At 70.8% G+C, this 22,033-nt stretch carries 8 protein-coding genes and 1 pseudogene; 1 reads left to right on the forward strand and 8 read right to left on the reverse strand.

Features of this window, described 5'->3' with window-relative positions; translation table 11 throughout:
• Positions 1-4 precede the first annotated feature (4 nt).
• From AB0I12_RS39495 to AB0I12_RS39505, 3 genes and pseudogenes are all read right to left on the reverse strand, one after another.
• Positions 5-13,180, reverse strand: a pseudogene (locus AB0I12_RS39495) (glycosyltransferase); the annotation flags it as partial.
• A 260-nt stretch (positions 13,181-13,440) separates the two neighbouring features.
• Positions 13,441-13,818, reverse strand: a complete 378-nt coding sequence (locus tag AB0I12_RS39500; protein WP_359940578.1) for a hypothetical protein — start codon at positions 13,816-13,818, stop codon at positions 13,441-13,443.
• The gene (locus tag AB0I12_RS39505) at positions 13,811-14,140 is read right to left on the reverse strand and encodes a YbaB/EbfC family nucleoid-associated protein (RefSeq protein ID WP_359940581.1); all 330 of its coding nucleotides are present in this window, start codon (positions 14,138-14,140) and stop codon (positions 13,811-13,813) included. Before AB0I12_RS39505 ends, AB0I12_RS39500 begins: the two co-directional genes overlap by 8 nt.
• A 115-nt stretch (positions 14,141-14,255) precedes the next feature.
• On the opposite strand from AB0I12_RS39505, the gene mycP reads away from it, so the two are divergent.
• A complete protein-coding gene (gene mycP / locus AB0I12_RS39510; protein WP_359940684.1) occupies positions 14,256-15,446 on the forward strand; it encodes a type VII secretion-associated serine protease mycosin in 1,191 nt (396 codons plus the stop codon).
• 56 nt (positions 15,447-15,502) lie between these two features.
• Here the strand turns inward: mycP and AB0I12_RS39515 are convergent, their stop codons facing one another.
• From AB0I12_RS39515 to eccCa, 5 genes are all read right to left on the reverse strand, one after another.
• Positions 15,503-15,793: a hypothetical protein gene (locus AB0I12_RS39515; RefSeq protein WP_359940584.1), complete on the reverse strand. Its 291-nt coding sequence runs from the start codon at positions 15,791-15,793 to the stop codon at positions 15,503-15,505.
• A 24-nt stretch (positions 15,794-15,817) separates the two neighbouring features.
• Positions 15,818-16,147 carry a hypothetical protein gene (locus tag AB0I12_RS39520; protein ID WP_359940587.1) on the reverse strand — a complete coding sequence of 110 codons (330 nt, stop codon included), beginning with the start codon at positions 16,145-16,147 and terminating at the stop codon, positions 15,818-15,820.
• A 117-nt stretch (positions 16,148-16,264) separates the two neighbouring features.
• On the reverse strand, positions 16,265-17,719 hold the full coding sequence (locus tag AB0I12_RS39525) for a hypothetical protein (RefSeq protein ID WP_359940590.1): 1,455 nt from the start codon (positions 17,717-17,719) through the stop codon (positions 16,265-16,267).
• Positions 17,720-17,733: 14 nt separating this feature from the next.
• On the reverse strand, positions 17,734-18,105 hold the full coding sequence (locus AB0I12_RS39530) for a hypothetical protein (RefSeq protein WP_359940593.1): 372 nt from the start codon (positions 18,103-18,105) through the stop codon (positions 17,734-17,736).
• Positions 18,102-21,986 (reverse strand): type VII secretion protein EccCa, encoded by a 3,885-nt coding sequence (gene eccCa / locus AB0I12_RS39535; RefSeq protein ID WP_359940596.1) that lies wholly within the window; start codon positions 21,984-21,986, stop codon positions 18,102-18,104. The genes AB0I12_RS39530 and eccCa overlap by 4 nt, the downstream gene beginning before the upstream one ends.
• Positions 21,987-22,033: the final 47 nt, after the last annotated feature.

Below are 22,033 nucleotides of genomic sequence, written 5' to 3' on the forward strand. Positions count from 1 at the left end.
TCACCTCCCAGTGGTACATCGGGGACAGCGCCTTCTCCCGGGCGGCTTCGGCCCGCCGCCCGGCGCCGGCCGGATCGTCCAGGACGCCGAGGATCGCCGTGGCCAGCTCGTCGACGGCTCCGGCCGGATAGGCCAGACCGTTGCTCTGGTCAACGAATCCGATCTGGTCCGAGGCCACCAGCGGCAGCCCGGCGGTGGCCAGCTCGTTCGCGACCACACCGAACGGCTCGTAACGGCTCGGGATCACGCCGACGTCGGCACTGGCCACCAGCTCCGGCAGGCCCTCGGCGTGGCCGATCCGGCCGAGGAAGACGACGTCCCCGGCGGCGAGGCGCCCTTCGGTCACCAGCGCGGACACCTGTTGCTTCAGCTCGGCGGCGAACTCGCCCGTGTCGTCCCCGACCACCCGCAGTTTCGCGCCGGGGTAACGCCGTTGGACGGCCGGCAACGCAGCGATCAGGTCTTGGACGCCTTTCTCCTTCGCCAACCGGCCCTGGTAGTAGATCACCGTGTCCTGCGGCCCCGCCTGCAGCCGGGCACGCGCCGAGTCACGATCCACCGTGGCGCGGTCGATCTTCCACCGGCTCGGGTCGGTGCCGTTGGGGATGATCGTGACGCGATCCGGTGTCAGGTGGAAGGCCGCGACCGCCTCCTCCTTCATCTTGGGCGAGTTGACGATGACGTGGTCGGCCCGGCGCACTGTGCGCCACTCCAGCGCATGGATCCTGCGACTGGTGTCGGTGTCCAGCCGGCCGCCACGCCGGCCGATCTCGGTCGCGTGCACGGTCAGTACCACCGGTACGCCGTACGCATCGGCGAGGTCGAACGCGGACCGGGTCATCCATCCGTCGTGGGCGTGCAGTACGTCGGGCAACTGGTCGGGGTGCGCGGCCAGGTACTCCTGCCAGGCGGCCAGCGTCCGGTCGCTCATCGCATCGGACCAGCCGACCTCGTCGGCCTTGAGGTGGTCCTCGGTCCGGTAGCCGTCGGGCGGCGGGATCAACATCACCTGCAGGCCCCGGCCCTGGCTGATCAGCTCGGTCAGTCCGGCCGCGCCGAAGCCGAACAACTGCCTGGTGACGTTGAGCGCGTAGTGCCCCAGGCCGACCTGCGCGGGCAGCAGCGCCTTGACCACCGATCCCAGGCCGCCGACCTGCGCGCCGAGGCCCTGCAGTGCCGACTCCCAGGAGTTGTGCGCGATTCTCAGTGGCCGCGCGGCGTCGGGCGCCAACGACACCGCGGCCACGTCCTGTCCCAGTACGTCGACGCGCGACGCGACGCGATCGATCAGTGGGATCAGTTCGGGCTCCAGAAGAGCGAACCGCTCGGACTCGGTCCCAGGCATCAGGCCGAGGCTGGTGACGGTGTCGAGCAGAGCGAGATCGGCCCGTACGCCGGTCTTCGGGTCGGACTCCGGCGCCTGGTCGGCCACCCAACCCAGCACGGCCAGCTGGGTCTCCTGTCCGCGTTCGTGCGCGCCGTCGGCCGGGGTCCCGACCAGCAGCTCACCGATCTCGCGGAGTTCGTGCCCGACCGCCGGGAACACCTCGACGGCATCTCTCAGCAACCGCGAGACGGTCACGGTGACGCTGTCCTCGTCGGCCTCCCATTTCGCCGGCGCATGGTTCTCCACATCGCCCACCACGAACATCAACTGCCGCGAGCGACCGTCCCGCTCCACCCGGACCCGCAGCGGATCGGCCGGATCGACCTCAACGCCGTCGAGCTTCGTCAGCAGCTCCAGCAGCGCCCTCGTCCTCCCGTCGGCGAACAGGCCGGCCGTCATCTGGGCGACCGCGGCCGAGTTGTCGACGGTCCGGCCCTCCGTGGTGAACAGCTGCCCCAGAGCCGCCGCGTTGCCGTGCTGGTCGTCGTCCAGCACCGCCCGCAACGCGCGCTGCTTGGTCTTGCCTTCCGCAATCGCCCCCTCGGCCATCCGGTGATACCCCTGCAGCGCCTGCTTGCCCGCGCGGAACCAGTTCAGCGGGTAGTGGCCGGCGGTGCCGGTGATGCTGGTCAGGACAGCGTTCACCGAACCGGTCGTCACCTCGTCCTTCGCGGTCTCCCCGGCTTCCGTCACGGCAGCCACGGTCGATCCCAGGGCGCTGACCGCGGCGAACTCGCCGATCCCCGGCAGCAACGCGGTCAGCGGGAAGATCTTCCGCCAGAACGGCGGCATGATCGGCGCCTGCGGTTCGGCGCCGACGAGGTCCGCGACGACCTCACCCGGTACGGCCGGCCGAGTGCCGCCGGACTCTGCCAGCGCGGACCAGACCAGGTCGTGGACACCGCCCAGCAACCGGTCGTCGCTCTGGCGGCTGCGGACCAGCGACGCGTGCGCGAGCTGGGCGGACGTGAGATCGGTGTAGTGCGTGTCGAGGTCGCCGTACCCGCTTTCGACCATGGCGTTGATCCAGGTGTTGACGATCGTGTTGCCGGCCTGGACCGCCGCCACCACAGGGCTGACGAACAGACCGATCGCCGTCCCGGCCGCGCCTGGCGCCAGGATCGTCGGGTACCGGACATCAAGGACCTGGCCGATGTCCAGGCCGCGGTTCGGACGCCGGTCGAACACCGGCCGACCGAGCTCGTCGTCACTGACCCGGCGAGCGAGCAGGGTGGTCGCCGCGGCGGGCGGGGTCTGTCCGGCCTCCCGGATCAGCGCGCTGATGCCGAGTTGCAGGTTGCGCGCCCGCAGCGCTTCCTCCTGCCGGCGCGCGTGGATCCGGCGCACGTCGTCGAACTGGCCTTGCCGCAAGCGATTCGCGACGTCATGGCGGGTACGGCGCCGTTCGCCGAAGGACGCGCCGACGTACCCGAGACCGGCCGTGACCCCGAACACGGCAGCCAAGGCCCACTGACCCGCGCCGGCTCCGACCAGCGCGATGGGCTCGATCGTCGACATCACGCCGTACGGCAGGTTGGACCACAGGTGATAGCGCTGTGAGCGCTGCAAAACCCAGGGCTCGCTGTCGTACGTCGACCAGCGGCGTGCTGTTGGCGCCGGTCGTGCGGGTTCTGCTGCCGGGACCCTGACCACGTTCTCCAGCAGCGGCCGGATCACGTCCCGGACGTCGTCGCGCAGCATCGCGGCCTGGGCCGTCTCTCGCTCGGCTCGCAGCGCGGCGCCCCGGCCACGGACGGCCTGCTCGAGCTTCTCGCCGGCCAGCTGGCCCCGGTACATCAGATAGCCCTGTCCGCAGCCCTCCGCCAGGCCGTAGCCGATCGCGAAGGTGGCGCCCAGCCACGACGAGTTGTGGAACAGGGCCAGGCCGAGTGCGGCGTTGCCGACGCCGATGAGCAGCTTGTCCAGCGCCATCCCACCCAGGAAGATCGCCCGCCGCGGCACTCGGGAGGGCTCGGCTTCACCGCGGTCGAGGCGCTCCTCGAGCTGCTCGGCCATCGCCTGGGCCGATCGCGCCCGGCCGCGCCGGGTCAGGACTCGCCGCAGAGACGAGGGGACGAGGTCGTTCAGCTCCGTCAGTGCTTGGTCGTCCAGGCCGAGCTCGGCCAGATGTTCGGTCAGGTCCTTGACCAGCATCCGGAACGTGCGCCAGCCGGCGGCGGACACCAGTTGCTGCTCGAAGCGCGCGAGCACCGCCGCGATTCCGGGCGGCAGCTCCGTCGTGCTGTCCAGGTGCTCCGCGACCACGGCGTACAGACCCTCGATCGTGAGCCGTTCGCCCCGCAACCGGTCGACGCCCGGTGGAGTCCGGAGGTGGTACGTCGATGCCTCGGCGCCGCGCGCCACCTGGCCGTGCCGGGCGGCGAGCCCGGCGCCCGGCTCGACGAGGACGGTGACGACATCCGGCGCGCCGTCGGTGCGCGGGACGGTGATCGCCACGGTGTTCTCGCCCAAGCGGGTGAAGGACAGGCCCCGGCCGTGCGGGCCCTCCTCGAAACGATTGAGCCAGGAGGCCAGCCGGACCAGGTCGCTGCCGTCGAACACCGGGATGACCGCCCGGCTCGGCTCGATACCGGCCTCGCCGAGCGGGCGGGTCTCGATCAGCCCGCGGACGCGGGTGACCCGGCGCGCGCCGTTGTGCCTCAGCACGTAGTCCGCGAGCTCCCGGTCCAGGCTCCGCAGCGCGGCGAACTTGCGCTCGTAGTCAGGGCTGCTGGGCAGCAACCCCTTCTGATAAAGGAATTCCCGCAAGGCCCGCGCGTCCCGCCAGGTCGGTTCGGCATGGTGCAGGCTGAAGCTGCGCAGCCAACCGACCGCGGCCTGGTCGTTGAGACTGAGCTCGTGACCGGCCTGGCCACCCAGCGCCTGCCAGGTCAGCAGATCCGCGGACACCCGGTCAGCTGCCGACCGGTGACTCTCGATCGCCTTCGCCACCCGTCCGGCCAACTCGTGAACACTCGGATCAGCTTCGCGGTCCGCCTCGAACGGCACCACGACATCCGCGGCCGGATCGGCCGACGGCTGGCCCTGCCCGTCCAAGCGAACCGCGAGGGTGAAGGATTGGTGCCCGTTCACGCTGACCGTGACCACACCGGCCTGCTCCGTCGGCGCGAGCGTGGCACCCACCGCCTGCTGGAATCGCGGTCGACGCAACGTCTCGTCCAGCCAACCACTGTCCACGGTCACCGGCAGTCCCGCGACCAGGCCCGGTCGCGCGCCGTACTCGAGAGCGAGCTCGACGAGTGTGCCGTAGCCGGAGCGGTCGAGCAGCCGGAACCGGTCGAAGTGGTTCACGGCACCGATGTCGAGCCCGGCCGCCGACACCGCCTCGCGCAGTCTGGCGCGGCGCCGGCGGTTCAGTCGCCGGGCGTCGTACCGGCCGAGCTGGTCCGGCGTTCCGGCGTTCAGCCGCCGGTGCCGGACCTGGAGCTTCGTTGCGGTCAGTACGTCGGCCGGCGTCATCCGGTCCGGTACGTCGTACCCGCGGCGCAGCACTGCGCTTCCGCCGAGCTGCGCGGCTGCCTGGCTCGCGGCGGTTGCGAGCTCGTGCAACGCTCCCGAGGCCGGGAGCTGTGTGTGAGCCGTCCGCAAACGGTCGGCGGCGAGGGCCAGGTTCGCCGGCCGGTACGGATCGTCCAGTCCCGCGCTGATGTCGGCCAGGGCTTCGCGCACCGTTGACCAGTCGACGAGCGAGACGTCGGCCGGCGGCATCGCGAACGCTTCGTCCGCCGCCTGCAGACTCGCCCTGACCGGCTCCACGATCTCGAGCTGCGCCGCGAGCGCCGCGATGTGCCCGGCCGCGGCCGCCTCGACCCAGTCGGCGTCCAGCTGTGCGTCGATCAGCTGCCCGAAGGTCAGGTCGGCCAGCTCACGATCGATGCCCTCAGCAACAGTAATCACGAACGCGGCCGACTCGTGGTCGCCGACGCGTTCGACCGTCACCTCACCGTGCGCCACCGGCCCACGCCGTACGCCGGCCAGCAGGGTCAGGCCACCCCGGGTGGTGACCCGCAGCCAGCCGGGGCCGATCGGCTCGATCGCGGTCACGTTCTCGATCGCGTCGGGGAGCGCCGGGGCGTCGCTCCAGAACCGCACGAGGCTGTCGTCCGCGGGAGCACGCATCGGGGAACCGCGGTCGATCCGGGCGAGGACGGCCGCGTGCCGGTCGGCAGGCAGGTGCAGCAGTTCGTCCGGCGAGACGGGAGTCTCGGCGCCGTACTCGTTGTGGGTACCGATCGGCCTGCCGGCGAAGGGCACCGGCGTACCGGCGGGATCCAGTACCAGCGCCTCGACGCTGACGACGTCGGACCTGGCCTCGCGGAGGATGTCGCTGCGCTCGACGTCCTGCTGGTCGCTGTCGACGTACCGCGGCCGGTTGCCGGCGCTGTGCAGCACGAGCCGGCGGCTGGACCCGTCCTCGCGGGTCAGCACAACGAACGCGCGATGATCTTCCGTCACGGTGGTCTCGAGCTGACGGATCGCCGCGAGCACGGCGTCGCGCCCAAGCTGTCGACCGGCCTCGTCGCGGCGAAGCACGAACACGTCTGCAGCCTCGTCGAGTGTCTTCTCCAGCGCGGCATCAGGCAAGCCGCCCTGCTCCAGAGCCAGGTTCCAGGCCGCGATCGCCTGATCGAGCCGCTGCTGGGCGGCCGCCAACTGCCGCTGCACCCGGGCACCCTCCAGCGTCGGATGCGCTGTCTCGGTGGCCGGCGCGTCCCGAACGTCGACGACCACCTGCAGCGCACCTCCGCTGCGACGAACGGCCTGGGCGAAGCTGTCGGACTGCTCGCTGCCGAGACTCGCCCTGGTCTGGTGGTAGTTGGCCGGATGAATTGCGCGCTGTCTGCCTTGGAGAGCGGTGCGCAGCACGCGGTAGAACGGGGCCAGGTCGTGGTCCCGGCGGGTCCTGGCGTCTCGCAGCGTCTCGGGGCTGACCAACCCGAGGCGGACGCAGATCCGGCCGAACGTCCCGGTGACGACGCCGTCGAGCCAGGTCCGTACCGCCGACGGCACGTCGCCGAACTCCTCGACGATGTGCGCGTACGCTCTCGCGAGCAACTCCTCGTTGACCAGGTGGCGGGACGACCCGGCGTACAGCTCGGTGATCTCCTGCCGCCACTGCCGGACGAGCGGTGTGCTCGGGATCCGGTCGATGTCGTTCTGCAGCTGGAGTTGTTCCGCCGGGCTCGACGCGGCGAAGACGAGATGCGCGGCTTCATGCAGAACGGTTTCCAGGATCGCGGCGCGCGTCGGGTTGGCGTCGAGGGTGATCACCAGCTCGGCGCTGCCGTCCGGATTCGGCTGGAAGTGGCCTCTGCGCAGTTCGGTGATGCGCTCGACCTGGCGAAATCGCTGGTAGAACGCGTCCTGGGTCGGTGGCGTGACCAGGTCGATCCTGTCCAGGACATGCTTCGGCAGCTTCAATCGGCCGAACGCTTCTCTGGCGATCCTTTCCCGCTCCTGGAGGGGCAGGCCGTCCTCGACGACTGCGTCTGTCGCAGCCAGCAGCGACCTGTCGCCCTGCTGCCGTCTCGCGTTGGCGACGGCCGCGTCGAGCAGTTGACGCCGTACGGCGCGGCCGATGAACGACCCGGTCCCGTGACTCTCGATCGCCGTACGACGAGCCGCCGGCTCCGCCGGGAGCGCGGCGACGAACTCGAAGTCGATCGGCCGGAGGTTCCCGTCGCCGTCGACGAAGACCTGTAGGTCGGTCCGGACGTAGTAGCCGGCGTCCAGCAGCCGTTGGAGGTACTGGTCGTACTGGCGAACGGTGTCGAAGGTGACAGCCGCACGCCACTGCTCGGTCTCCGCGGGGTCGACAGCACTCGTACCGATGAAGCCGCCCGGGGCCTGAGCCATTGCGACACCGGCGTAGTCCTGCCCGGCGATCGTCGCCCGGACCAAGCCGTACGGCGTCGGTCCGTAACCCGTCGCGGCGGCGCCGAGCAGGCCTGCGTACTCCGCGATCGCCTGCGCCCGGTACCGGCTCCCGTCGGGCCAGAGCTTCACGACCCACTCGCTGCCGTCAGGTCGCTCGATCAGATAGACGCCGGAGTGAGGGCCGAGCCGCGCGACGGACCCGGCCTCCCCGGCACTGCTCATCCGCGGCAACGACGGCGGCAGCTCACCGAGATCGGTGGCTTCGGCCCAGTCCGCCGGCCGGGCTGTTGGTGCGTCCGGTACCTGCGGCGCTCCGGTCACCTCGCCATCGAACTCGACGCCCTTGCTGAACACGTCCGCATACTCGAGCTCGACCCAACTCTCGACCTCCGCCCTCAAGGCGTCAGGGCCGAGCGCCCGAAACCCCGGACTGATCAGCACAGGCCTGAGCCCGTCGAGCAGCACCGCGTCGTTCCCGGTGACCGCTTCGACGACGGTCACCATCCGACGCTGCTCCTCGAGCGTCAACCGCCGGTACGACGGCACCTGCTCGAACACCTCCGCGACAGCGTCGTCGCCGCGCGGCCCGGAGACGCGACGGGCCCGACCGGAGTCGTGATTGCCTGCCGCCCGCTTCACATTCTCGATCGCAGCCGCCAAAAGCTCGTCACCGAGCAGCGGGCCCCCAGGGACCGCCTCAGCGAACTCGATGGGACGGAAGATGCCCCGCTCGTCCACGAACCCGCGCAGATCGGCAGCCGGTTGGTGGCCAAGAGCAACCAACCGACGGACGTAGTCGTGAAGCTGCAGCACAGTATCGAGCGTCACCACCCGCCGCCAACGAACAGCCTCCGCCCGAACACCCGGACCACCGCTCAGCGCAGCGCCCTCAAGATCAGCCGACCGCCCGTCACCCGGCGTGGTGATGGAGCCTCCGTCGACGGCGTCTGTTGCGAGGCCGACGTACTGGGTGCCGTCGAGCTCCGCTGTGACCAGGCCTCGGGGCGGCGGGCCGTAGCCGGTGCGTGCCGCGAGGTGGGCGCGCTTGAGCTCGGCGACAGCGCGGTCGCGTGCTTCCGGGGCGTCGGGGTAGAGCTTCACCAACTGGTCGGCGGTTCGGCGGATGCCGACACCGTCCGGCGGCGCGGAGAGCTCATCCGGTGTGAGGCGAGTCGCCGTGGTCCAGTCGTACGACGTGGGCTCGAGGTTCTCGTTGAGGGGTGGGGCGCCGCGCACGGCGGCCGGCGGGGTGAAGATCCGTTCGGCGCCGAGACCGTCGGCCGCCCACGCGATCCACGCGTCGACGACCTCGAGCGGGTTCGACCCGGCGCGGCTGAAAACGGCGAGGTTCACACCGCCGGGAACAGCCGGCGGAGTCGTGGACGGCAACGGTCGGACGCGGCCGACGTCGTACGCCCAGAACCGACCGTCCGGGTCAATCCCGAACTGGAGGTCGGTGATGACCAGGTTGTTCGCAACGAAGAACGCACGGATCGCGAGCAGGCTGTCGAGAGTCGCCTGCGTCGGACGGAGCACCTGCGGCCCGTGGAAGTCCGGGATGCTCGCCCAGATGTCGCGGCTGATGGTCGGGAAGCGGTCGGCGACGAACGCGTCGCGTTCGAAGACAGTGGTGTACCGGAGCGGCGCGATGACGTCGGCCGCGCCGGGTTTGGTGAGCAGGTCGAGCGTCCGGCGGAGCTGCTTGAAGAACGACACCTCGATCGTCGGGAGCGCGATCAGCACGACCTTGTCGTAGAACGCGAAGGCCGCCTTGGACCCACCGACGCCGAGCAGGCGGCCGAGATGCGGCTCGAGGTCGTCGACCGGTACGCCGTCGGGGTTGTCCGGCGTACGCAAGATCAGCGTGTCGTCGGGGCCGAACTCGACCGTGCCCTCTTGGTGCGGCATCGCCCGCGGGCGCAGGCTCTGCCAGCCGTCCGGCGTACGGACGATGATGTCGACGCCCATGATGTCGGCGAGCTGCTGTGCCAGGGCCGCAGCCTGCGGCGTACGGGTGTCGAGGACGATCGACACGTTGCGGTAGAGGTCGGTCATCACCGCGAGGTGGTGCGGAGTGAGCCGCGCACCTTCGATCACGAAATGCCGCTCGTCCGCGTCGGTGACGAGGAATCGCTTGACCTTGCTGTCCGGCGCGACCGGAAGCGCTGCGGCGAGAGCTCGTTCGTCGAGCGAGCCGTCGAGCAGGTCGCCGTACGACGACTCGACGACACCGCTGGTGAACGCGGGCAGCCCGCCGCCGTCGTACCGGTTCTGCTGAGCGGGACGGATCCGCGAGATGTTCGGCCCGGGGCGGGACGTGCGGGATCGCGGCGCGACCAGGGACTCGTGGACCGGGCGGCCCCGGCGGATGGCCCTGACCAGGGAGCGAAGGATCGTGTGCAGCGGTTCGAGGTGGTGGTCGCGGCGGGCGCGCTCGAGGGTTTCGTTGCTGATGGCACCGATGCGGAGGAAGGCGTCGCCGAGGCGGGTGGACAGCAGGTGGTTCCAGGCCTGCCTCAGACGACCGGGTACGCCGTCCTCCGCGAGCGCCGCGAGAAACTCCTCGTCCCGGACCTCCACGGGCTGGTCGGGGTACAACTCGTCGATCTCGGCCGAGAGCTCGGGGTCGAGGCCGCGGAGCTCGTGCACCGCGGCGAGCACTTCACTGCGCGTCGCCGGACTGAACAGCCGCCAGCCGAAGTGGCCGACCACCTCATGCCAGACCGACGCCGCCACGTCGTCGGCCGACAGGTGGTCGTAGGCGGACAGGTAGACGACGCCGGTGCCGTTCTCCAGCCGGAAGTACGCGGGCCGCGGACCGGCGGCGGGCTCGATGCCGTACTCCTCCACCAGTACGCCGTTGTTCGCGCCGACAACGACCTTCACCGGCAGCCCACGCGGCAACCGCATCCGCCGCAACACGCCGTCCACAACCCCCTGAACCTCCCCAACCCGCATCCCGCCCGCAGGCCGCACCCCGTCCGCAGGCCGCACCTCCTCCGGTCGCCTGCGTCGTGCCCGACCTTCGCCCTCCGCCTCCGCCGCCCTCGACCGCCGGATGATTCGCGGCGGCACCTTCTTCGCCGACGACGCCCCTGAGGCCGGGTCGCCGGAGACCGAGGTGCCCGGCGCGGGCGTGCCGGAGCCCGGCGTACCCGAGACCGGCGTACCGGGGGCCAGGATGGCGGGGGTCGTGGGGGTGGTGGGGGTGGTGGGGGTGGTCAGTTGGGAGGCGGCCCAGGTTAGCCAGGTGTTGAGGGTGGTGAGGGCGGGGTCGTCGGGGCCGGTGATCTGGCGGGTGCCGGCTATGTCGTACGCGTGGAACCGGCCGTCGTGGGTGATCGCGAACTGGAGGTCGCCGGGGAGGACGTGGTTTTCGACGGCGAAGGTGTGGAGGGCCTGGAGACTTTCGAGGGTGGCCTGGGTGGGCAAGCCCGGCATGCGGGAGTCGGGGTCCGGGGCTTCTTCGTCGAGGACTTCGTGGCTGGTGGTCGCGTATCGGTCGACGACGATCGCGTCCCGGCCGAAGAGTGTGGTGACCTGGTGGATCGGGGCTATGACGTGCTCGCCGCCAGGGAGGCTGCGAAGGTGGTTGGTCTGCGCCACCTCGGCGGCGAGGGACACGCCCGGGTGGGCGACCAGGACGACCTTGTCGTAGAACGCGAACGCGGTCTTCGAGCGGCCGGCGCCGAGGCGGGTACCGAGGGTGTCCTCGGTGATCTCGAGCTCGATGCCGTACGCCGAGTTCGCGCGGGGTTTGCGGATGAGCTTGCCGTCCTCGAGGACGACGACACCGTCGGGGCGCAGAGCGGGATCGTCGGCCGGGGTGAGCACCTGCGTGCCGTCGGACGAGCGCAGGACGACGTCCTGCCCGGTGATGTCGGCGAGTTTCTGCGCCAGGGCGGTCGCGGCGGGAGTCAGTGCGTCGGTGACGATCTCGTGGTTGGCGGCGCGAGCGAGGGACGCGAGCTCGTGCGGGGTTAAGCGGCGATCGCCGTACACGAAGTGGTTGTCGTCAGCAACGGAAACCCGGCTCGATCCCCCGGGGAGGTGCGGATGGGTACCGCCGCGGCGGGTACCCGCGAAGACCTCGCCCGGGCGCGATCGGCGAGGCCGGCCGGCCGGGTCGAGCGTCGGCGCGCCTCGGCGGATGACAGACGTCGCGGAGACCGTCCCGGCGGGTGAGCCTGCAAGTACTCGCCCGTCCATGGTCTGGGCGCTCGGGTGCGAGGCCTCCTGGTGGGACGACGCTGTGGTCTGCCTCGTGTCCGGTGCGCCGGGGACGGCTTGCGGCGTCGGACCCCCATGCGCGCCGGGGCCTCTCGGCGACGCCTGAGCGGTCGCGTCGGCTACCGCGGTCCGGGCACGCGAGGTCGCGTCGCCTTGCGTGGTCTGGGCTTGCGAGGTCGCGTTGGGTTGGGCGGTCTGACCTTGCGAGGTCGCAGAGCCTCGCGTTGCCTGGCCTTGCGAGGTCGCGTCGGCCTGCGCCGTCTGGGTGTGCGGAGTCGCGCCGGGTTGGGCGGTCTGACCTTGCGGGGTCGCGTCAGCGTGCCCGGCCTGTGCTTGGGCCGTCGCGTCAGCCTGCCCGGCCTGCGCCTGCGCCGTCGCGTCCGCCTGCCCGGCCTGGGCCTGCGCCGTCGCGTCGGCCTGGGCCTGCCCGGTCTGGTCGGCCTGCGCGGTGTGGTCGGCCGGGGTGGTCTCGTTGGAGCCGGAGGCTTGGGCCGTTTGGTCGGGGGTGGTGAGTTGTTCGTCTGTGGTGTCGTTGGGGCCGGTGTCGCTGGGTTGGGTGGCTGGGTTCCGGCGTACGGCGGTCTCTTGGTCCGCGCGGGATTGCTGGGTGCTGGTTGGGGACGACGTACCCGGCTGGGCTGGGCGACCGGCCGTGGTGGTGCTCGTGGTCGTCTGACCGAGGCCTGCGCCGACCGGGGCCAGCGTCTGCTGGGTGGAGCTCTGCGTTGCGTTCTGGGCGGTGTTCTGGCTGGCAGCCTGGCCGAGGTCCTGGCCGCCGTTCGCCGGGGTAGTCTGGCCGGCCGGCGGGGACTGGAGTTGGCCGCCGCCGTCAGGGCCGCCGCCGCCGGGTGGAGGGCCGCCGGGGACCGCGGAGATGATCTTGTTGCCGATGTACTCACCGGCCTTCTCGCCGATCGACTCCAGTGGGCCGTGTACATCGCTCGGCGTGGAGTTGCGCACCGCGCCGTGGGCGCCGGCCAGCCAGGCCTCCTGCAGGGTCGGGTTGTGCCAGCCCTCGCCGAATCCAAGGGCGGTCAGCGAGCTCGACAGCGGCGACGTGATCGCGTTGTTGACGAACGTACGGCCGATCTTCCCGAGCCCCGGCACCTTCGCGAGCCCAGCCCCGACCCCGTGCGACAGCGGTACGCCGACCACCGCGCCGACCGTGGTCATCGCCGTACCCCGCCAATCCCAGTCGTGCGTGGTGACGAAGTTGCCGTCGGCATCTTTCACGGGCCGGCCGTTGCCGTCGACGACCAACCGCCGGTCATGGCCGGTCGCCTCGCCCCACCAGCCGGCGAGCGCGTGCGGAATGACCTCGTCGGCCACCTCCGCGCCGACCAGCCCGAGCACCTTCGGCACCATCTGCCGGCTGAACACGAACTTGCTGGTCTGCTGCGCCGCGTTCGCCACCATCTCGCCGACCATCCGCGCCTGCAGCTTCTTCGCTTCCCGGTTCACCAGCTTCTTCAGCAACTGGAGCAGCAGCCGTTTGACGCCTTCCTGCCCGAGCTTGCGGATCAGCGTCCCCATCACCGGCCCGAGCCCGGCCAGGATCGTGATCCAGCTGACGATGCCGATGATCAGCAGCTCACGCTTGGTCCGCAGGATCGTGTCCCCCATCGTCCGGAGGAACTCCGCGACGTGCTTGACGTCGTCCGCCATCGCGACAGGGCCGCAAGCATTGGCGTCGGTCGCATACCGACGCAGGTACTCGCTCAGCGCGCTCCCGGCCTCGCCCTGGTACGCCGCACCGAAGCCGTTGCCGGCCGCCTGGATCGCCGCCGACAGCTCACCCGTGAGGTACGCCGCGCACGCGTCGTACTGGTCTGCCAGCGCGTAGAGCTTGTCCTCGTCGGCCTGCGGCTCGTACCCGCCCTCCAGGATCGCCTTCAGCCATCCCGGCAGATGGAAGCCCACGGCGGCTACTCCGCGCTCTGCGGGGCCGGTTCCCAGTGGTCCCCGACGCGCGCCAGCCCGACATCCGTGGCCCGCACCTGCTGGGCCGCGTCCGAGTCGGTCGCTTCGGTCCGGTCGGCGCAGGCGGTCATCTGGTAGCCGCGGCCGAGCAGCTCGGCCTCGATCGACTTGGCGCCGTCGGGGAACTGCGCTGCTCCGCTGTTGGTCCAGCCGTCCGTGATCTGCTTGCCGTAGTCGTCGTGACCCGCCGCGCTCTCGATCGCCTGTTGCGTCAGCCCGAGCATCAGACCGGTCAGTTTCGCGCGGGCGTCGCCACCGGCCTGCCGGCACGCCTCCGCCGCGCTGTCCACGCCGTTGAGGTCGACCTGGATCCGGTCAGTCATCGAGGTCCTCCTGGAAGGATTCGTACGCGGCCTGCATCTTGGCGGCCGCCGCGGCGTGCGCCTGGCCGAGGGTCGCGAGGATGGTCGCGGCCAGCGCCTGGGGATTCTCGGTGCGGTAGATGCCGCGGTCGAACTCCAGCTCCCGTACGTCGCCGCGCCCGGTCACGGTCACCTTGACCAGCCGGTCGGGCGAGACGGCGGTCGCGACGATCTCGTCGAAGGCACGATCGAGCGCAGCCGCTGCCGCGGTCAGCCGCTCCAGCCCGCTGTCCAGGCCGAGTGCGGCCAGCTCCTTGTCGAGGTTGAGCTTCGACACGTCCATGATCGACACCTCCGAGTCACCAGGGTGAGGTGTCGGCGGCAACGTGGTCAGTCGTTGGCCACAAGGGGTCAGAACCCGTGTCACGATCGGGCCGCGCCGTACGGTCCGGAGCGTGATGACTGTCAGAGCAGCAGCGGCGACCGCCGTCCTGGGAACGCTCGCCGCCACCGCGACACCGGCGTGGGCCGGCCCGCCGGCCGGGCAGTGCCAATCCGCGGAGGCCGGCGGACCGACGATCACCAAGATGCCATGGGCAACTACCTGGCTCGCGCCGGAACGCGCCTGGCCGATCAGCACCGGCCACGGTGTGACGGTCGCGGTGATCGACTCCGGCGTGGACGCGGACCATCCGCAGCTCGCCCAGCCGGGCGCAGTGCTGCCGGGCAAGGACGTCCTGACACCGGGTGACAAGCGCGCGAACTTCGACTGTGTCTCGCACGGCACGGCGGTCGCGAGCATCATCGCCGCGCGACCGGTGGCCGGGATCGGCTTCCGCGGCATCGCGCCCGGCGCGCGGATCCTCCCGATCCGGGTCAGCGAACGCGACGCGAGCGAACAACAGGGCGCGGCCGTCGACGCGACCGTGTTCGCCGGCGCGATCCGGTACGCCGTCGACGCCGGCGCGACCGTCGTCAACATCTCGCTGTCGCTGTACGTCGACCAGAAGCCGGTCCGCGACGCCGTGCGGTACGCCCAACGGCATGACGCCCTGATCGTCGCCGCGGCCGGTAACGCCCACAACCAGCAAGGACCGGATCCCGTCACGTACCCGGCGGCGTACCCAGGTGTCCTCGGCGTCGGCGCGACGACGATCGACGGCTCGCGGCTGCCCGGTTCGCAGGTCGGGTCGTACGTCGACATCTCGGCGCCCGGCGGCGGCGTACTGGCCGCAACCCGCGTTCGCGGACACCGTTACTACGACGGCACGAGCTTCGCGACCGGCTTCGTCAGCGGTACGGCGGCCCTGGTCAGAGCAGCAGATCCGCGCCTGTCCGCGGCCCAGGTCGCGGGCCGGTTGATCGCCACCGCGACACCGGCGCCCGGCCCGGCCGATCAGTACGGCGCCGGCGTGGTGAACCCGTACCGCGCCGTCCAGGACGTCCTGGGCACCACGCGTCCCGCGGCGCTGCCGCCCGTGAAACCTGTGAAGGTGGATCCCGTGGCGGAGCGGCGTACCGCCGTGCGGCACGCCGCAGGTCAGCAAAGCCGCCGGATCGCGGTGCTGGCGGGGGTTGCCGCGTTGCTGCTGGCCGTCGGGGCGATCGTCGTACCTCTCGGCCGCCGCCGCGGATGGCGAGCCGACTGAGACGACAACAGGAGCCCGGCCCCGAGAAGTATCGGGGCCGGGCTCCGGTGGTTGGGTCAGACGTCGAGCGCGGTCGCGGCCGACCTGTCGGCGCGCGCCATCCGGATCCAGGCGTCCTCGAGGGCGCTGCCCCGGCGGCCGAGGATCAGGTTGATCTCCTCGTTGGCCTGCGTCCACAACTGCTGTACCTGCTGCAGCTGCGGCGAACCGGCCTCACTGCGCCAGGCCGACAGCAGCGCCTGCATGGCGGTCTGGAACTGGCTCTGCAGCTCGGTCACCTTCGTGTTCGCGGTGCCCATGTCGACGGAGCCCTGCATCATCGCGGAGCCCGGGTAGTTGATCATCATGACGGCATCCCTCCTGGAGCCTGTCTAGAGCTTGGTGACGTCGAGGACGGAGCCGCCGGACGCACCCAACTGGTGGAACGCGGCCTGACTGCCGGTGTCCTCGGACTCGTAGCCGGTCTTCGAGGTGGTGATGCCGTCGGACATCTGGTGCAGCTTCGTGCAGAGCCTGCCGACCGCCTCGAGATGGTTGCTGTGTCCCTGCCAGAAGACGTTCTTGATCTGTCCGTCCATCGGGGTGAGGCCGCCCATCGCGTTGTCGAGCGCCGTCATCACCGCCTTCAGGTTGTCGCCGATCGTGGCGGCCTCGTGGGCCGTTCGTTGCATTCGCTGGAGTTCGGTCTCCACACCGGCCATGGTGTTTCCTCCTCGCTGGTTGCCGGCGCGTGATCACCGGTCGATGTCACGCTAGGTCCCGGTCCCGCGTCCTCCGGACGCGTTCCGGATGCGGCCACGGAATGGCCTCTTGTGCCGTCAGAGCTTCCACAGCTCCTCGTCGAGCACGTCGTCGACGGCGGTACGGCGGGGGCGCGCGGAGCTCCTGCGCCGGTGTGGCGGAGGAGCTCCGGCCGGAGTCCGTTGTTCGCCGTTCGTCCGGCCCTGCAGGTCGGACTGCACTCCCTGGCGGCGCAGCCGCTCGGACGCGGTGGACTCGGTCGGCACGGTGAACCCCGACTTCGCCGCTGCCGCTCCCGGGCGAATCTCTCCGCGAGCGGCGGGAGCGCCGGCACCCGCGCCGTTCATCGGCGGGTACATCGGTGGAGTGCTCGACTGTGTGCCGGTGGCGCCGGTGGTCGCGGTCTTGCCGCTCAGCGTGGGCTCGGCGCCGGCACCTCCAGCAGTGGTTGCTGAGCGCAACGATTGCGTTCCGCGATCCGTCGTACCGCTGGGCAGGCCGGTGTGACCGCCCCCTCCACCGCCGCCGAGGGGCAGGCCGATCGAACCCAGGCCGCTGTTTCCCAGGCCACCGCTGTGCGGAGTGGACGGCGTGTAATGGGTGGGGTTGAGAACCGGCTCCGTGCCGGCGCCGCCGGCCAGGGCGGGCTCGTCGGTGGGTAAGCCTTGCGGCACGAGGCTGTCCGGCGTCGAGGTGGACGGCGTGTCCGCGCCGAGCAGATCCTTCGCGTGCTGGGCGAGCGTCAGCCACTTGTCGAGGTTCTCCGGAACCTTTCCGGTCAGGTCGATGCCCTTGCCGATGACGTCGATGAGCTTGCCGGCTTCCTCCACCGGATCCTTCGCCTCCGGTTCCTTCGTCTCCGGGGTCTTCGGCGACGACGGCTGCTCCGGCGTCCCCGCGTCCGGATCCCCGGGCGCCGCCCCGCCGCCTCCGGAGTCTGCGCCGGGCCCCTGGGCACCTGGGGCTTGCGATCCGTCGTCCGCCCCGGGATTGCTCGGGCCTCCCGGAGCGGCTCGCGGTCCGACCCAGCGACCGGGGCGTTCCGGGTCCTTGTCGGTCAGCGATTCCCTCATCAACTGTGCGACCAGTTGCATCCGGCCGCGGGCGAGGTCGTCGAGACGGTCGATCTCCTGGGTGGCGCGGTTGCGTGCATCGATGTCGTCCGCCGCGGCGTCCCGGATCCTGACCTGCTCGGCGCGCGCGTCGGCGAAACCCCGGATCGCCGGCTGGGCCGCACCCAGCACACTGGCGACGGCCTGCAGCCGCAGCATCACGATGACGCCGAACTGGTTCCAGCGCCGTAGGACGTCGAGGTCGCGGTTGATGCGCTGGTCGAAGGCCGCCTGCGCCGCCGAGTCGTTGCTCTGCCGCCAGACCGTGATCTCGCCGCTCGCCGACGAGATCCCGGCCTCGACGTTGTTCGCGAGCACCGCCGTCTTTCCCCAGGCCTTCGCCGCGGCGCCCCAGGCGTCGGGATGCTCGGCCGCGACGATGTCGTTGAGCTCCGCGGCGTTCAGCTTGCTGTAGTCCATGTCGGCTGCCTCTGCTACTTCGGTGCGGGGTCGGGGAGCTTCGGGAACAACGGCGAGACGTCTTGCGCGAGGTACGACTCGACATGGCGGAAGGTCTCGTTGACAGCCCGCTCGCGGGCCGCGTTGTCGCCGTCCACGCCCGTGTAGGTGCCGATGACGTGGTCGGCGAACTGCCGCAGCGCCTCGATCCCCAGCGGGACGTCGGTGCCGAAGGACTCGAGCTCGTGCAGCAACGCGAGGTGGATCCGCTGGATGGTCTGGCTTTCCTCCATCCGGCCGGCCAGGTTCGTGCCGTCCTTGATCAGTCCGGCGACCTCGGTGAAGTCCGCCGGCGGCAGCTTGTCCCGGAAGTTGCTGACTTCGTCGGTGTCGAACAGCAGGCTCATACGGTTTCCTCCGTTGCCGGACAGTTCACGAGATGGATGAGGTCGGGGTTGCCGCGGCGGTCGACGTGCACGCCGCGGCCGGGCGGGAGCGACTGCGGTTTCGTGGCGCCGAGCAGCGGACCCTCGGACTTGTCGCCGCTCATCAGGAGGCCCGGCGTCCCGAGGTCGCGAAGCCGCGCGATCAGCGGCTCGAAGATCGCCCGGCCGGCGCCGCCGGTGCGGCGGGCGACGACCAGGTGCAGGCCGATGTCGCGTCCCTGGGCGAGGTAGTCGACGAGACCGGACAGCGGGTTCGCGGTGGTGCCGGCGACGAGGTCGTAGTCGTCCACCAGGACATGGATCTGCGGCCCGGTCCACTCGCCGGACAACCTGCGGTCGAGGACCGGGACCAGGTCCGCGACCATCGCCTCGACACCGCGCGGATCCGTGAAGGTTCCCATCACGTGCTCGGCGTCGACGGTCAGGGAGCGCCGGTAGTCGACCAGGATGATCCGCGCCTCGTCCGGTCGACGGCGCTCGACGATCGATCGCGCGATCCAGCGCAGGAACCCGGTCTTCCCCGTCTCGGTGTCCCCGAACAGCAGGAAATGCGGGTCGGCGTCGAGGTCGACGTACGCCGGTCCGAGGTCGCGCTCGGACAACCCGATGGGCAATCCGGTCGCCGGCCCCTGATTCCGGCTGACGACGGCACTCAGCTGCGCGGCGGACAACTGCAGCGGGAGCAGCCGGACGCGGGGGGCACCCGAGACCGGCCACGCGGCGGTGAGTTGGGGTCCCAGGTCGGCGTCCGGGGTGGCCACGACGAAGTGGTGCGCCTTGTCGGCGAGGCCGCGGCCGGGGCTGTCGGTCGGTACGCTCATCGCGGCCCGTCGGTCCACGATCGAGTCGGACGGGTCGCCGAGCCGGAGCTCGACGCGGGTGCCGAACAGGTCGCGGATCGTGCCGCGCAGGTCGAACCAGCGCGAGCAGCTCGCGATCACGTGCACGCCGTACGCGAGGCCGCGGCCGGCGATCTCCGCGATCGTCGTCTCCAGTTCCTCGAAGTCCGACCGCAGGACCGGCCAGCCGTCCACGACGAGGAAGACGTCGCCCCACGGGTCGTCCGCGAACTCACCGGCCGCGCGCCGTTCGCGGTACGACGCCATGCTTTCCACACCGTTGTCCGCGAAGTGGCGCTCCCGGGCGGCAAGCACCTGGTGTACCTCGGCGACCGTCCGGCGTACGGCGCCCGCGTCCAGGCGGGCTGCCACGCCGCCGACGTGCGGGAACTCGCGCAGCGCGGCGAGTGATCCGCCGCCGAAGTCGAGGCAGTAGAACTGCACCTCGCGGGGCGTATGGGTCAGCGACAGCGCCGAGACCACCGTGCGGATCGCGGTGCTCTTGCCGCTCCGGGGACCGCCGACCACCACAGCATGCCCGGCGCCGGCCGAGAGGTCGACGACGAACGGATCGCGCCGCTGCTCGAGCGGTTTGTCGATCAGGCCGATCGGCACGCGCAGGGCTCCGCGCGCCCTGGCAGCGGCAACCGTGAGGCCACGCTCGGGGTCGACGGTCAGCGCCGGCAGCAGGCTGGTCAGGGCCGGCGGGTCGTCCAGAGGCGGCAGCCAGATCTGGTGCGCCGGTTTGCCCTTGTTCTGCAGGCGATCGACGAGAATGTCGAGCAGCTTGTCGCCGACACCGTCCTCTTCGGGCTGCTCGTCCGGGTCGATCGTCGCGGCCGGAATCGACACGTACGCACTGATGTACTCGGACACGTCGTCAGCCACATCGCTTCCGGCGGCCGAGCTCACAGCAGCGCGGTGCACACCAGACACGTAGGCGGAGCGGAACCGGACCAGCGTCTCGGTGCCGATCTGCAAGAACCCGTGCCCGGGCGCCCTGGGCAGCTCGTACGCGTCCGGGATGCCGAGCACCACCCGGCTGTCCATCGCGGAAAACGTCCGCAGACCGATCCGGTACGACAGGTGCGCGTCCAACCCGCGCAGCCGTCCCTCCTCGAGCTTCTGGCTGGCCAGCAGCAGATGGACGCCGAGCGCCCGGCCGAGCCGACCGATCTGATTGAACATGTCGATGAAGTCGGGCTTGGCCGACAGGAGCTCGGAGAACTCGTCGCAGATCACCAGAAGCGTCGGTACCTCGGGCAGGTCGGCGCCGGCGGCCCTGGCGAGCTCGTACTCGCGGACGGACTCGTAGTTGCCGGCCCGCCGGAGCAGCTCCTGGCGGCGGATGAGCTCACCGCCGATCGCGTCGGACATCCGGTCGACGAGCGCGAGTTCCTCACTCAGGTTCGTGATCACGGCGCTGGTGTGCGGCAGCCGGTCCAGCTTCGTGAACGTGGCGCCGCCCTTGAAGTCGACGAGCGCGAAGTTCAGGCTGTCGGACGGGTGCGTCGCGGCGAGCGCGAGCACCAGCGTCCGGAGCAGTTCGCTCTTGCCGGAGCCGGTCGCACCGATCAGGAGTCCGTGCGGCCCCATGCCGTCCTGGGCCGACTCCTTGAGGTCGAGCTCGACCGGTGTGCCGTCCGCGGTGACTCCGAAGCGCACCCGGAGCCGGTCCCGGTTCGGTCTCGGTCCCCAGTGCCGCGCCGGGTCGAAGGTGTAAGGGTCGCCCAGGCCGAGCAGGTCCGTCAGGCCGAAGGCGGACGCGAAGCTCTCGTCGCCGTCGGTTCCCGCCGACAGCCGTAGCGGTGCCAGTCGGCGAGCGAGGGCTTCTGCGTCCTGGACAGTGAAGCGGTCCGCCGTACCGACCTCGGACTCGCCGTCCGTGGTGACGCTCGTCAAGACGCCGTCGTCGGCTACGTCCAGCAGCACGCTGGAGCGATCGAGCAGCCTGGGCGGCTGGGTGGTCAGGTCGATGACACTGACGCCCTCCACACCGCTGCCTGTCATCAGGTGGTCGGAGCCGGCGACGTCGCCGCCATCGATCAGCACGACGACATGCGGACCGTCGACGCGGCCGGTCGCTGCCGGGTCGAAGCGTGGTCGCTGTGCGAGCAGGTCGTCCAGCACCGACTCCAGATCCGGAACGCTCTTGCTGATCAGCCGGATCGGCCCGAGCGCATCAGCTTTCTCGGGATGGTGCGCGTGCGGCAGCCACTTCAGCCACTCCCACTCCGCTCTGGTGTCCGGATCGACCACAGCTGTGATCAGTAGGTCGTCCGGCGAGTGGAAGGTCGCCAGCTGCGCCAGCAGTGCCCGGGCCAGGCCACGGACACGATCCGGCTCACCCTCGACGTACACACGTGCGAAGCCGCGCAACGCCATTGCCACGGGCAGTCCCGGGACCGACGAATACGTCGTGATGAAACGGCGCAGGGCCCCGGCGGACAACGGCTCCAGCTCTTCCAGTGGGGCTGTGTCGGGCGGGGCAACCGGAGTGGCGAGCGGTTGCGCACCGGTGCCGACACGGACGATCGCGAAGTCGGCGTCGTTGCGGCGGCGCTCCCAGAGCCGGTAGCTCTCGACAAGCGTCCACAGCTGGGTGGGATCGGGATGCAGGTACGACAACGCCGTGCGTTGCTGGGCGACAGACCGCCTGGCGCGGATGCGCTGCTGGGACAGGTGCCGCAGGTAGCCACGACGCGCCCTGGCCATCTCGCGGCGCGGTGCGCCCTGTCCGGCGAAGGCGACCGCTGCCATGCCCAGTGCGGACAGTCCGAACAGGCCGCCGACGATGTAGCTCATCTTGCCGCCACCGCCGAGCGTCGAGTACATCAACGCCATCGCGGCACCGCCCGCGAGCATCGGCACCATCATCACGTACTGCGACAGCTGCCGGCCCGCGGGCACCGGCAACGCCGGCGGCGGGTCCAAGGTGACGTCGCCGCTCGGCAACGCCGGTCCGTCGCGCCGCGGCGGCCTGCTGACGATGACTGTCGACATGCTCCAGGACGTTAGGTCGCCGCAACGCCGTACAGCCGGCTGCGGCC

Source organism: Kribbella sp. NPDC050459 (assembly GCF_040655315.1).
Lineage (GTDB): Bacteria > Actinomycetota > Actinomycetes > Propionibacteriales > Kribbellaceae > Kribbella.